Origin of the sequence: Streptomyces niphimycinicus, assembly GCF_018883605.1 — a bacterium.
Taxonomy (GTDB): Bacteria; Actinomycetota; Actinomycetes; order Streptomycetales; family Streptomycetaceae; genus Streptomyces; species Streptomyces niphimycinicus.
The window spans coordinates 1-12,951 of the sequence record NZ_JAHLEM010000122.1; the positions used below are offsets into that span (position 1 = coordinate 1).

Annotated in this window: 9 protein-coding genes and 3 pseudogenes; 4 read left to right on the plus strand and 8 right to left on the minus strand. The window is 65.9% G+C overall.

Going from position 1 to position 12,951, the window contains the following annotated elements:
- Positions 1–251 precede the first annotated feature (251 nt).
- Positions 252–918 (minus strand): annotated as a pseudogene (locus KN815_RS52550) (transposase); the annotation flags it as partial.
- A 272-nt stretch (positions 919–1,190) separates the two neighbouring features.
- Here KN815_RS52550 and KN815_RS13545 point away from each other — a divergent pair.
- On the plus strand, positions 1,191–1,955 hold the full coding sequence (locus KN815_RS13545; RefSeq protein ID WP_216342108.1) for a GNAT family N-acetyltransferase: 765 nt from the start codon (positions 1,191–1,193) through the stop codon (positions 1,953–1,955).
- A gap of 49 nt (positions 1,956–2,004) precedes the next feature.
- Here the strand turns inward: KN815_RS13545 and KN815_RS52555 are convergent.
- The 5 genes and pseudogenes from KN815_RS52555 to KN815_RS13565 form a co-directional block, all read right to left on the minus strand.
- Positions 2,005–2,094 (minus strand): annotated as a pseudogene (locus tag KN815_RS52555) (IS5 family transposase); the annotation flags it as partial.
- 278 nt (positions 2,095–2,372) lie between these two features.
- Entirely contained in the window at positions 2,373–2,699 is a 327-nt protein-coding gene (locus KN815_RS51520; protein ID WP_308403650.1) for a group II intron maturase-specific domain-containing protein, read from the minus strand.
- Between the two features lie 270 nt (positions 2,700–2,969).
- Entirely contained in the window at positions 2,970–3,539 is a 570-nt protein-coding gene (locus KN815_RS13555; RefSeq protein ID WP_216342095.1) for a COG4315 family predicted lipoprotein, read from the minus strand.
- Between the two features lie 124 nt (positions 3,540–3,663).
- Entirely contained in the window at positions 3,664–4,887 is a 1,224-nt protein-coding gene (locus KN815_RS13560; protein ID WP_216342097.1) for a Dyp-type peroxidase, read from the minus strand.
- A 412-nt stretch (positions 4,888–5,299) separates the two neighbouring features.
- The gene (locus tag KN815_RS13565) at positions 5,300–6,439 is read right to left on the minus strand and encodes a heme o synthase (RefSeq protein ID WP_372458340.1); all 1,140 of its coding nucleotides are present in this window, start codon (positions 6,437–6,439) and stop codon (positions 5,300–5,302) included.
- Between the two features lie 69 nt (positions 6,440–6,508).
- On the opposite strand from KN815_RS13565, the pseudogene KN815_RS52560 reads away from it, so the two are divergent.
- Positions 6,509–7,593: pseudogene (locus KN815_RS52560) on the plus strand (IS630 family transposase).
- 38 nt (positions 7,594–7,631) lie between these two features.
- On the opposite strand, the gene KN815_RS13580 reads toward KN815_RS52560, so the two are convergent.
- Together KN815_RS13580 and KN815_RS13585 are read right to left on the minus strand one after the other, a co-directional pair.
- The gene (locus tag KN815_RS13580; RefSeq protein WP_253208955.1) at positions 7,632–8,636 is read right to left on the minus strand and encodes an IS701 family transposase; all 1,005 of its coding nucleotides are present in this window, start codon (positions 8,634–8,636) and stop codon (positions 7,632–7,634) included.
- Between the two features lie 179 nt (positions 8,637–8,815).
- The gene (locus tag KN815_RS13585) at positions 8,816–10,174 is read right to left on the minus strand and encodes an MFS transporter (RefSeq protein WP_216342102.1); all 1,359 of its coding nucleotides are present in this window, start codon (positions 10,172–10,174) and stop codon (positions 8,816–8,818) included.
- 257 nt (positions 10,175–10,431) lie between these two features.
- On the opposite strand from KN815_RS13585, the gene KN815_RS13590 reads away from it, so the two are divergent.
- Together KN815_RS13590 and KN815_RS13595 are read left to right on the plus strand one after the other, a co-directional pair.
- On the plus strand, positions 10,432–11,448 hold the full coding sequence (locus KN815_RS13590) for a LacI family DNA-binding transcriptional regulator (RefSeq protein WP_216342104.1): 1,017 nt from the start codon (positions 10,432–10,434) through the stop codon (positions 11,446–11,448).
- Positions 11,449–11,655: 207 nt separating this feature from the next.
- Positions 11,656–12,852, plus strand: a complete 1,197-nt coding sequence (locus tag KN815_RS13595) for a type 2 periplasmic-binding domain-containing protein (RefSeq protein ID WP_216342106.1) — start codon at positions 11,656–11,658, stop codon at positions 12,850–12,852.
- Positions 12,853–12,951 lie beyond the last annotated feature (99 nt).

Here is a 12,951-nt window from a genome sequence, read left to right on the forward strand (position 1 = left end):
AACGGCCTGGGCAGCGTCCGCGACACGTGTTGCGGACGGGCCTCCGTCCGAAGGGCGGGGGCCCGTCGGGGTCCTAGTACTCCAAGCAGCGTTTCGCTATCTGGCCTGGTCAGAGGCGTCGTTCGGAGTGTAGTCGGCTGGTGGCCGGTCTGGGGCGGTCTTGCCGGAGTGCCCCTGCAACGAGTGGAGTCGTCGTCGGTAGTGGCAGTGGCGGGCGACGGCTTGGCGTCTGCGGCGCCAGCGTGACCAGTTCAGCATGTGCGCGCGAAGCGGCCGGCCGGCTCGGTGTTTGTCGGCGAGGCGAGGCGCCAGGAGCCGCCGGACTTCTGCCACGGTGAGCGGAGCCAGGGTGCCGGAAGCGTTTCTGCAACCCCCTTTGCGGCCGCGTCGGCCGCCATGACCGCGAGGTAGGCGTGGGCGAGCATGGCGGGCTTGCTGAGGCTGCGGCGGGCCAGTGCCCCACCGCCGGCGGACGGGGACCTCGCCCTGCTAGCCGAACTCGGCCACCGTGGGCAACTCCATTGCCGCCCAATGGTAGAGCCGCGGCCCTTTGGCCCCGTTGCCGCACGACATCGGCTCCCATGCCTCGTCCGGGGCCTGGGCGAAGAGGTGGTCGACCCGCGGTCCGAAAACCTGCTGGGATTTGGGCACCGCGAGCACGTAGCCCAGACCGGACTGCTCCAGCAGACGGCGGAAGCGTCCCTCCTGCCCGTAGGCGGCGTCCGCGGCCACCCAGGCCAGGGGGAGATCAGAGGCCAGGGCACGCAGTACGAGGCGCTTGGCCAGCTCTCCCTTGGTGGCGAAGCCGCGTTCGTCGGGGACCTTCGCCGCCCGGCAGCGACCGCGGTCCTCCGTCCACGACCTGGGCAAGTACAGCTCCCGGTCCACCAACGCCCTTCCGGTGCTGGTGGCGTAGGCAGCCCAGCCATTTCCCCGGCCCACTCGTTGGAGGGGCGGTCCGGCAAGACCGCCCCAGACCGGCCACCAGCCGACTACACTCCGAACGATGCCTCTGACCAGGCCAGATAGCGAAACGCTGCTGGAGTACTAGGGCGTGTATCGAATGTGCTGGTCGCCAGCGCGACACTGCCGAGGGACGACCCAAAATCGCATGCGATCTTCGCCCAGTCATGCTGGGATCAACCGCTATGAATGATCATTTCCTCAATGAAGCCGACTTGATGGACAGGATGGAACGGAACCTGGCGGAACATGCCTGTCACCTGCACCGGAGTATGACTGGTGCGACCGTCACAGAGGCTGGTGACCTCCTGGTCGCGGATAGTGGCTTGGACGACGACACTTTCAACATTGTTGCTGCGGCCCGCTTCACCGCCGCCGACGCTACGGCACGTATCACCGAGATCGCTGGGACGCTGGCCCGCACTGGCCGCCGTTTCTCCTGGTGGGTGGGGCCCGCCTCGGCACCGCTGGACCTCACCACCCGCCTGACAGCGGCCGGTCTGCCGGCGTCTGAACGCGAGACGGCGATGTGGGCCGAGCTGGACGAGACCCTGCCACCGCCCACTGTCCAAGGACTGGACATCCAGAGGGTGGCCGCGCCCGAACAGCTTGCCGACTACGCCCTGGTTCTTGCCGCGAACTGGGACCCGCCCGCTGCCACCGTCCACCGCTTCTTCGCCCAGGCCGCCCCGCAGGCACTGGCCGCGCACTGCCCGGCCCGGTATCTGGTCGGCTACGTGAAGGGCCGTCCGGTCTGCTCCGCTGAAGTGTTTCACCACGCGGGAGTTGCCGGCCTCTACAACATATCCACCCTGGCTGCCCACCGCCGACGCGGCTACGGCGGTGCCATCACGCTCGCGGCACTCCGTATGGCCCGCGACCGGGACCACCGCATCGCAGTCTTGCAGGCGTCAGCCCACGGCGAGCCCGTCTACCGCCGCCTGGGGTTCCGCTCTTGTGGCCAGTTCACCGAGCACGCCATCAACCCCTGAATCACCCAAACTCCGTTGGCCCTCCGCCCGCCTTTCCTGACGGTGCTGGTCACAACCACTCGTTGATGGCTGCTACGAGGACAGTGGCCTCGTAGCGGACCGCAAGCTTGTCGTATCTCGTGGCCACAGCACGGTGCCTGTCGGGTAGCCGGGTCATGTTGCTATGACCCGGCCCCCTCAGAACCGGGCATGCCTGTTTCCAGGCACCACGGCTCAAGCAAGCCCGAAGGCTTCACAGAATCCGCTATTTGTTGCTGTCATCTCGCGCATGAAGCTGCTGATGGCATTCGGAATGAACGAGTCGCTTTTTCATAGCGTCGAACCAGTCGATCCACTCGCGTGGGCTTTCCGGCTCATACTCCGCACCAGCGATGAGTGCCTGACCGCAGAGTGGACAGAGACCTTTCTGGCGGGATGTCAGAGTAAGACTGCTCCTGTCCATCGGCGGAGGTGGCGCGTCCTACGGCGCTGACTCCAGTAGTCACCAAGAGCGGGGTCGTCAGGTGAAGACTTTCCCTTGACTAGCTGATGCCTTCTGATGTTGGTCCAGGCGAACTTGGGGAGGTGGGCACCTGTGATGCGGTCACCGAAGACCCAGTTATTATTCTTGGACCGATTGAGCCTACCGAAGTACTTATTAACGATCCAGTGCTTCGATTTCTTCGGGTGGGTGCGCTTGGCCCACTTATAGGTGAGCGTCCACACATAGCTATCCAGCGCTGAGAAAGTTTTACTGGATACCACCGTCCGGTATTACGCAGACCAGCCCCTGACGATAGGAGAGAGCCTGCGAAGTACGACTGTGATGCTCTGCCCGAGGAGAGCCTGCACCTCGGACCGCAGTCGATTCCGGATTCTCTTCACAGCATCCTTGCTGGGCGTAATGATCAGGCTGTCGCCATGGCGTCGGACGTTGAAGCCGAGGAAGTCGAATCCTGCTTTGCGCGCCCGACGATTACAGTGACCGCCCCCTGACAGTTCGGCTGCTTGTTCGCCTCTCACCGACTTCGCGCTTCATGGCATAAGAGGTTTACCGTCAGGTTTCATGACGTACCAGTAGCCGCCATTCAGGAAGACGTCCTGTCCGCGATGCTGACCAGGTGCCTTATCAGCGGCGTATCGGTAGAGCGGCCAACCGTTATAAGTAACGACGTGACCGCCAGCGGGGTTGGGCAGCTTGCCCAATAGGGCTACGTCAACTCCGTCACCATCTGCGGTGGACGCATTATCGGCGACCGAGAGTGGGGGCCAGACCGTCGCGCAGCCGAATGTACAGCTAACCGTCGAGGCGTTGTCCGGCTTAAAGGCATAGAGAACGTTGCCCTTGCCATCGACGAGTATGTCGCCAAGATCTTTGGAGTCCAGTACTGCTATGGCCGATGTTCGAGCACCAACCTTTGCTGAGCCGCCGGCTGTGCAGCCGGCGAGTGTGGCGGCGATGCCTATAGCTATTACAACCGAGAACAAGCGACGTGTAGACGTTGACACACCTGCAACCTTTCTGTAAATCTCATTGAGGCGAGTGGCAAATATGCGCAGCAGAGGCTCGCGGCGTCGATCAACTGACGAAGTCAGATATGTCAACGCCTAATCAGCAAACCATTCGCGTCAAGTTCGACTGCGATGTGTTCACGTACGAGAGCCAAGGGACTCCGGCGGTATGCTCGTCTTGAGGGGGGCGACGCGATATCGAATCACCACGTCGCGATCAGCTTAGGAGCGATCGCCCATACCAATCATGTTTCCCAGCGACCCCGGGCAGGATCGCGAACAGGGCGCTAGACGTAGCCAGCGTGAAGTGTGCGAGGGCATCTGATTTAGCCAGTCGTTGCTGTACCGGTATAAAACTGGTAGTCGGATCGGCCTGGTAGGAGACAAAAATCAGGCCAGCGTCTTCATCGCCTGCGGCGCCACTTGCCTGTCCGATCGAGTAGGAATAGGACCGACGGAGCATCTCTTCACCAGCGCCTCGGCGGGGCGCGGCAAGGCGGATATGGGCGTCGTCCGGGATGATCAGTGCCCCGGACGGATCCTTAGCGTTCAGGTCGACCGGATCGGATTCCTTGTGCGCCCCCAGTGGGGCTCCCGATGGGATGTGTCGACCGACCGCGTGGTCCCGTGTGCTCGATCCCGCACTTTCCCATTTACTCAAGAGTATGCGGAATCGGCGCACGACGACGTAGCTTCCACCTGTCATCCATGCGGGTGAAACTGCGTCGACCCAGACCGGCCCACCTGTGGATGCACGGCTGACGGCGATGTTATTGGTGCCGTCGATCTGGCCCATGAGATTGCGGCCATTGCTGCTAGCGGTCGAGGCGGCAGCACCGCGGAAGCCGTTCATCTGCCAGCGGGGCCGCAGGACCCGCTTCGCAGCCGCGCGAACGGCACGTACGGCGCCCCCAAGGTATATGGCGTCATCGGAGCAAAGCTGCACGAAGACCGCGCCATGTGAGGCTGCGACTTCGAGTTCATCCCCGGGGAACAACGGCAGGTCGACGAGTGCAGGCGGGCGATTTATGCCAAGTTGGTCGAGAGCGGCGCCTCCGAGCCCCACGGTCATGGTGAACTTTCCTGGCGTTGAGCCGGTAGACACCAGTGATGTATCGGCAGAGGTGTCTCCCCTCATCAGAGCCGCCGCAAGACCCGTCCACGCTCGCATGACGTCCGCCAGGTCAGATTTTACTGTCGAGTCTTTGAGATCGAAGGCGAGAAAAACCGCGTTGGTTGGGGTCGGATCGGCGATGCCCGGCTGGTGGGCGCCAAAGAACGGGATAGAGGAGGGCGTATGGTGTGTCGGCGAGGGCGCCGCGCTGGCCGTTCCTTTGCGTGGGAGCTGCGTTCCGGCGGCAGTTCCTACTGCTCCAGCGCCCAGCGTGGCAATAGCACTGCTGGTCAGGAACCTCCGGCGGGTGTGTTTTTGCACGTTCATTAGTCAGCTATTCCAGTTTCCGTGTGGGTGAACGATGCGCTTGAGATCATGGCGGTAAACATGATTCTTATGAGGTGGAGCGAGAAGCTGTGAACGTGGTAGCGGTGTCTTAACCCGGAACTTGGCTGACTGACACTCAGTGTTGGGAGCAGTGATCAACGGGCGCAGTCAGAGCCCGAGTGCACTTCAGGTCGAGACAGGTGAGGCCATGCTGGCGAAGAGTTTCCCTCCGCGGCCGGTCGACTGCATCTGCCAAACGTAGAGGGGGACCCCAGCACTTGCGTTGAGGGCGTGTCCGGTTCAGGTGCTGCGTATCCGCTACAGGCCACGTCGCTGATCCTGTCGACTCCACCAAGATTTCTGGCGCGCTGAATGTTAGGAGCAGGCGCGGGAGGCCGGTGCGACAGCGTTTTCATCTGAGTCTGTATTTCACGAGTGTATCGATGGCCACTGCGGCGAACAACAATGCAAGATACGCATTCGATACCACAAACATCCGCATTGGTCGCGCGGCGGCTTCCGCTCGACGGGCAGCGGCTTGGAGTCGAAGAGCTTCCCATACGAACCACGCTCCACCGACTACTGCCACCATTGCATAGGTCCAACTCATTCCTGCAACAGGAATGAGGAGAATGGAGGTCATGGCAGTCACGACGGCATATGCAATCACTCTCTTGGCAACGTGCTCGATTCCGTGGATTGCGCCGAGCATGGGGACGCTGACGCAACGGTAGTCCTCGCCGTACTTGACGGACAGAGGCCAATAATGAGCCGGGGTCCAAAAGAAAATCACTAGAAAGAGTATTACCGCCGGCCATGACACGGTCCCTGTCTCTGATGCCCAGCCGATGACTACAGGGAAGCAGCCCGCGATGCCGCCCCACACGATGTTTTGCTCAGTGCGACGCTTGAGGAGAATCGTATACACGACTACGTACCATAGAATCGCGCAGACAGACAGTGCAGCGGCCAGGTAATTCACAAGGCACCAGAACCAAACCGTCGAGGAGATGGCCAGGAGCCAGGCGAAGATCAATCCAGACCGCGGTGTCACCTCTCCGGTCACCAAAGGGCGACCAGATGTGCGTCTCATCCGGGCATCCATGTCTCGGTCTAGGTACATGTTGAAAGCCGATGCGCTGCCTGAGCTTGCCGCTCCACCAATGAGTGTCGCCACGATGAGCGGCAAATTCGGCAAGCCGCCATGAGCCAAAACCATGGTCGGCACAGTCGTGACAAGTAGGAGTTCCATTACTCGCGGCTTTGTCATAACGACATAGGCGCGGACGCGTAGAAATCTTCTATATGTAATTGAGTCTGACGGATCGCGCGTGAGATGGGATGCGAGTTGTTTGCTCTGCTCTTCTGAGTTTCGGTCCTTAGTGCGCACGCTGTTTCGTCGAGCGTCTCCGCTGGTCACAACGGTCTGCCTTTCCGGCGTAGGGCGGCAAGCTTCACGGCAGCTCCCGCGTCGACTCTCGATCTGCGCCACTTGCAGTCTAACTGCAAGTTTGAGGCGTCTTGAACGGGGGTCGGTGATCCGTGATGTCACGGCTACTGACCTTTGCGGCGTGATGTCGTTGGGGGCTGACGATGTGTGATCGTCGCGGTGTGCGGTTGTATGAGATATCCGCAGGGTGGTGGGCTGACGCCTGAACGGCAGGCGTTTCGAGAGCGGATCCGGCTGGAGGCCGCGGAATGATTCGCTGCCGGTACCTCCAACGCCGAGGTCGCCAAGGACTTACGGGTGAGTGTGCGCTCGGTGCAGCGCCGGCGCCGAGCCTGGCACGACGCCGGCACCGAGGGGCTGCGGTCTGCCGGGCCCGTCTCACGGCCCAAGCCGAGTGAGGCCCTGTTCACCGTGCTCGAGCAGGAACTCGCCAAGGGGCCGGTCGCGCACGGCCGGCCGGACCAGACGCGGACACTGGCAAGGATCAAGACGCTGATCGGGCGCCGGTTCCACAAGAGCATGACGCTGTCGGCGATCGCGCAGATGCTGCACCGGCACGACTTCAGCCACCAGGTTCCGACCCGCCGGGCGGTCGAGCGCGACGAGGAGGCCGTGGCGGGATGGGTGAAGGAGACCTGGCCGCAGGTGGAAGGTCCGTGGCGGCGCTCGACGCCTGGCTGTGCTTCGAAGACGAGGCCGGCTTCTCGATGACGCCGCCCACCGCACGGACCTGGGCCCGGCGCGGACGCACACCCGTCATCCGGGTCCGGGGACGCGCCCAGCGCCGCTTCTCCGTCGCTGCCCCGGCCTGCTACAAGCGGGGTGAACGCTCACGGCTGATCTACCGGCCCAAGCGGCATGCCGATCACAAGCGGGGCGGCAGACGCAGTTTCACCTGGACCGACCACCGCGACCTGCTCATCGCCGCGCACCAGCAACTCGGCGCACCCCTCGTGCTCGTGTGGGACAACCTCAACGTCCACAAGGACCGCCGACTGCGGGAGTTCATCGACACCTACGACTGGATCACCTGCTACTTCCTGCCGGCCTACGCACCGGACCTCAACCCCGTCGAGGGCATCTGGTCCCTGCTGCGACGCAGCCGCCAGACCAACACCGCCTTCACCGACCCCGACCACCTCATCAGCACGCTCCGACACGGTCTCCGCCAGATCCAGTACCGCAGCGAACTCATCGACGGATGTCTCGCAGGAACCGGACTCACCATGACGACATCACGCCAACAACGTCAGTAGTGCCCCCGGCAGGGCACCACACAGAAGGATGGCGGTCCTCACCTGCGGAATTTCGTCGGCAGGCTGATGCTCAAAGGAAGTTTTGAGCCCTCAGCGTGGGATAGGACCCGCTGATGGTTGGCGAGAGGCCGATGCGTGCCAGCAGCGGTCTCGCGGTAGTCGTGCTCGACCCTCCAGCGGATCTTCGCGATGCGGACCAGTTCGCGCGGCGGTGTGTCGGCAGGCGGTGTGGACAGCCAGTAGTCGGTGGGTTCGGCCGCGCGGGGGTTGTCCCTGGTCGCCTTGCTGCCATGGCGCCAGGTGACGGTCCGGACGGCCTGGCCTCCGGCGGTCGTGGCCAGTGCCCGTAAGGTGGTGTGCGGCTGTTGGTAGGCGGCACCGGGTGGGCGGCCCTGACCGCTGTAGGCCGGACGCTGGGGAACGGCGTTGCCCGGATAGCAGGTGGTGCTGCCCTTGACCGCGACCGCGACCGCGTAGGCCAGGCCACGTTCGGTCAGACCCTGACGGAAGCCGGTGGCGTCCCCGTAGCCGGCATCGGTGGCCACCGGCAGGTCGGGCAGTTCCCACTCCCTGCGGACTTCGTCGAGCATCTCCAGGGCCAGGCGCCACCTCTCCAGGTGCCGCGCCTGGTCGGGGATACCGGTTCTCGCCCGACGCCGCCGGATCGCCCCGGCCAGCAGCTCGTCATCGTTGTTCTTGGCGTCGTCCCAGCTCTCGGGAAGGAACAGCCGCCAGTCCACCGCCGAGGACGCTGTGTCGCTGACCAGGTTGATGCTGACCGGGATCTGGCAGTCGCCGCGTCTGCCCAGCGCGCCGCAGTACATCCGGGCCACCCCCGGCGAGTCGTACCCGTCCTTGGGAAAGCCCACATCGTCGATCGCGTACGCCTCCGGAGTGATCTGCGCCGCGGCCCAGCGGGCCACCCGGCGGCGGGCCTCGGTGTAGTCCCAGGTCGAGGAGGACACGAACTGCTGCTGTTGTTGGTGGTCCACGCCCAGGCGCTCGGCCATCGGTTGCATTGACTTGCGCTTGCCGTCCAGCATCAGCCCACGCAGGTACAGCTCGCCCTTGGCCCGCTGGTCCCGGCGCTTGAGCGAGCCGCATCTCCGCGGCGAACGCCTTCAGACGCGGGCGCACCACGTCCATCTCCTCAGGTGTCACACCTGACAGGGCATCACACCGTAGTATGCGAGAACCATCGAGGCCACCTGACAAAGCCCTACTAGGCATCCGCGCCCGCACCGGCGTTCGCGCCCGCGCCCGCACCCACGCCCATTGCCGCTGCTTCCGCGCGGCCCGTCTCCGGGCGCCCCGCGTGCTTGCGAAGGTGGCCGCCGACGCCGACGAGTCCGGCGACGGCCAGTGCTTCGAGGCCGATGAGGTAGTAGGCCGGGGAGAGGCGGTCGCCGCTGGAATCGATGAGCGCGGTGACGATGTACGGGGCGAAGCCGCCGAACGCGGCGTTGGCGATGGAGTAGACGATCGACAGGTACGAGTTGCGTACGTTGCCCGGTGTCAGCTCGGACAGCATCGCCGGTGTCGGGCCCGCGGTGAGCCCGAGGGAGGCCGCGAACAGCACCACCGCCAGCCCGATGCTCAACGCCCCGCCCCGGATGAGGAGTTGATAGCAGGGTATGGCGAGCACCGCCACCGCGACCGCGCCCGTCAGCATGACCTTCCAGCGGGCGATGCGGTCGGAGAGCCACCCGCCCAGCACGATGAACCCGGCGTACGCCGTCAGCCCGACGAGTGAGGCCGTCAGCCCCTCGGACAGGTTCCGCTCGAGCACACCGTCGAAGAAGGTCGGCAGGAACTGCAACGTGACGTAGCCGCCCGCGGTCCAGGACACGATCGCCGCGGTGCCCGCGGCGACCATGCGCCAGTGACCTCTGAAGACGTCCTTCACCGGGCTGTCGGCGACCTCGCCCTGCTCCTGCATGGCGGTGAAGGAGGGGGTCTCCTCGACGTGCCTGCGGATGTACCAGCCCCCGATGCCGAGGGGGAGGCCCAGCAGGAACGGGATGCGCCACCCCGTCGAGTAGAGGAAGTCGTGACTCATCCAGCTCGTGAGGGCGGTGCCGAGACCGGCCGAGAGAGCCAGCGCCACGGCAATGCTCGCGGGCTGGGTGGACCCGAAGAGGCCGCGCCGCCGAGGCGGCGCGTGCTCGAACAGCAGCGAGGCGGCGCCGCCGAACTCGCCGCCCGCCGAGAGCCCCTGGACCAGGCGCAGCACGGTCAGCAGGATCGGCGCGAGGACACCGGCCGTGGCGAACGAGGGCAAGGCGCCGATCAGCGTCGTCGCACCGGACATGGTGAGGATGACGATGGACAGCACCCATCGCCGCCCCCGCTTGTCGCCGAGGTGGCCGAAGACGACCGCGCCGACCGGGCGGAGGACGAAGGCCGCGCCGAAGATGGCCAGCGTGGCGAGCAGGCCGGTCAGTTCGTCGGAATCGGGGAAGAATGTCTTGGCGAGAACGGGTGAGAAGTACCCGTAGATGGCGAAGTCGTACCATTCCACGAAGTTCCCGGCGGCGGCTGCGACGACGGTCTTGATCTTGCCGGAACCCTGTGTGTTCACGGGTCTCCCTTGGCAGTCGGACGGGCGGCTCCATCGCGCGGTGTGCGGATGTCGATCGCTCGGCACTCGGTACCAGGCCGTTGCACGATCTGGTATGACGTTTTACCAGTCAAGCTAGGCGCCGGACGATTACGCCGTCAAGCAGTGCTGTGGCTCGTGTGCCGATCTCCCTCCGGCAGCCGACGGGTGCCGGAGGCGGTGGGGAGGGGTGATCACGCTAGGTTGGTGGGTACCAGCCTTGGGGAGGATTGCACGCGATGGCCACTCTCGCCGACGTAGCGAAGCGGGCAGGGGTGTCGGTCGGGGTCGTCTCCCGACTGCTCAACGGCGACGACACTCTCCGCGCACGGGAAGAGACCAAGCAGCGGGTCAGGGCCGCGGCGGCGGAGCTGGAGTACACGCCGAACTACGCCGCGCGGGCACTGCGCAAGTCCAAGGTCGGCGTCATCGGCCTGGCCGTCCATGACGCGAGCAACCCCGTCTACAGCGAGATCATCGGCGGCGCCCAGGCCGAGGCGGCGAAGGCGGGTTACGCCCTCATGCTGTCGGACGTCGACGTGCTCGCGAGGGACGACGAGATGTTCAAGCGGTTCGTCTCCGGCGGTGCGATCGACGGTCTGCTCCTCCAGCGGGCGGGCACCGCCGCCGACTCCCTGGTGTCGAAGATCGCGTCCGGTGAGGTGCCGACGGTGCTGCTCAACGACCACACCCGCGGCGCCATCGGCAGTGTGGCCGTCGACGACTACGCGGCCGCGCACCTGGCGGTCTCGCATCTGATCGAGCTGGGCCACCGGGACATCGGTCTGCTCCAGGTCGACGGTCCCCGCAGCCGTGCGGTCCGCAGGCGCAAGGGATGGGCCGACGCACTCGCCCAGGCCGGTCTGCAAGCACCGGACTCCAGTGTCTTCCGCGGCGGCCACACCGCCGAGCAGGGCTATCGGGGCATGACCGAGCTGCTCTCGGCACACCACCTTCCCACGGCGGTGTTCGCCGCCAACGTGCTCTCTGCCGTCGGTGCGCTGAGTGCCGCGCACGACATGGGGGTGCCGGTGCCCGAGGGTATCTCGCTGGTCGGCCTCCACGACGTCTTCGTCGCGGACTTCCTCCAGCCGAAGCTCACCGTGGTGCGGCTTCCGCTCTTCGAGCTCGGTGCCCGGGCGGTCACGCTCCTCCTGAGTCAGATGGAGAACGAGCCGGCCCGCCACGAGAGCATCCGGACCCCCGCGCCGGTCATGGTCCAGCGCGCCTCCAGCGCTCCGCCCGCGCGGCGCTGACGCTCCGCCCGCGCGCCTCCTGGGCTCCGCCCGCGCGGCGGTGGCCGAAACCCGTCTTTGCCCGGCCCGGGGGACAGCGGCTAGGGTGGTAAGACGTTTTACCAGTGACGATTTACCAGTGACGTTCTACCCATCTGGTGCCGTAGCGCTGTCCAGCGGGGCACCCCGGCACTTGACGAGCCGGACGAGCCGGACGAGGAGGTCTTGATGCGGACCACGAGCCGCCTTCGAGGAATCACCTGGGACCACCCGCGCGGCATCGACGCGCTCCGGGCCGGCGGCGACGAGTTCGAACGGGCGACGGGGATCGCGATCGAGTGGACCGTCCGTTCACTCCAGGAGTTCGAGGACGCCTCGGTGGTCGAACTGGCCAGGACCTACGACCTCGTGGCGCTGGACCACCCGTTCATCGGAGACGCGGTGGAGGCGGGTGCCCTGCTGCCACTGGAGACCGTCTTCCTCTCCGGCGAACTGCGCGAGCGCGCCGCGGACTCGGCCGGCCCGAGCGACACCAGCTACCTCTGGAAGGGGCAGCAATGGGGCGGTGCGGTCGACGCCGCGTGCATGGTCAGCGCCCACCGCGCCGGCGCGGTCGACCGCACCGGGATACCGACCAGATGGGATGCCGTACCCGGGTTCTCGCGGCGCCACGGGCGGGAGGCGGTGCTGCTGGCGGCCAACCCGACCCATCTGTGGGGCACCGTGCTGTCCCTGTGTGAAGCCGGTACGAACACCGCGGTCGGCCCTCACGACAGCCGGGGCCGGCGCGAGGACGGCCGGCCTAAGTGGTGGAGGGACGACGGGATCGACCCCGAGGTGCTGGAAGAGGGCATCGAGCGGGTGTGTCGCCTGCTCCCGCTGTGCGCCCCCGAGTCGCTGGCGAGTGACCCCATCACCGTGCTCGAACGCCTCTCCAGCCCGGACGACCCGGCCCTGTACTGCCCGTTGGTCTTCGGCTACGTCACCTACGCCCGGCCCGGTGCGCGGGCCGCACTCGTGGCGTTCAGCGACGCCCCGCGGATCGGCGAAGCACCCGTTGGCACGCTCACGGGCGGCGTCGGGCTCGCCGTCTCCGCCCACTCCCCGGCCGGGCGGGACGCCGCCGCCTTCGTACGCTTCGCGACCTCGGCGCAGGCCCAGGCCGGTACCTCGCACGACGCGGGCGGACAGTCGGGCCGCCGCTCGGTGTGGGCGGACGAACGCGTCAACGCCGACGTCACGCACTTCTACCGGGACACCCTCGACACGATGGACCGCTCGTTCCTGCGCCCCCGGTTTCCCGGCTACCCGGCCTACCAGCGTGCCGGCGCCGACGCGTTGCACCGCGGCGTGGGCAACGGCGAACGGCCGCAGGAGATCGCGGCCGAGCTCGGACGACTGTGGGGCAAGCATGTCCGCGTCTGACCCCGGCCCGGCCGGCGAGCGCCCCCGCACCATCGCCGAGCAGTTCGCCGGCGTCGAAGCCGCGCACGGCGACCGGCCGGCGCTCCGCGCGGCCGGGCC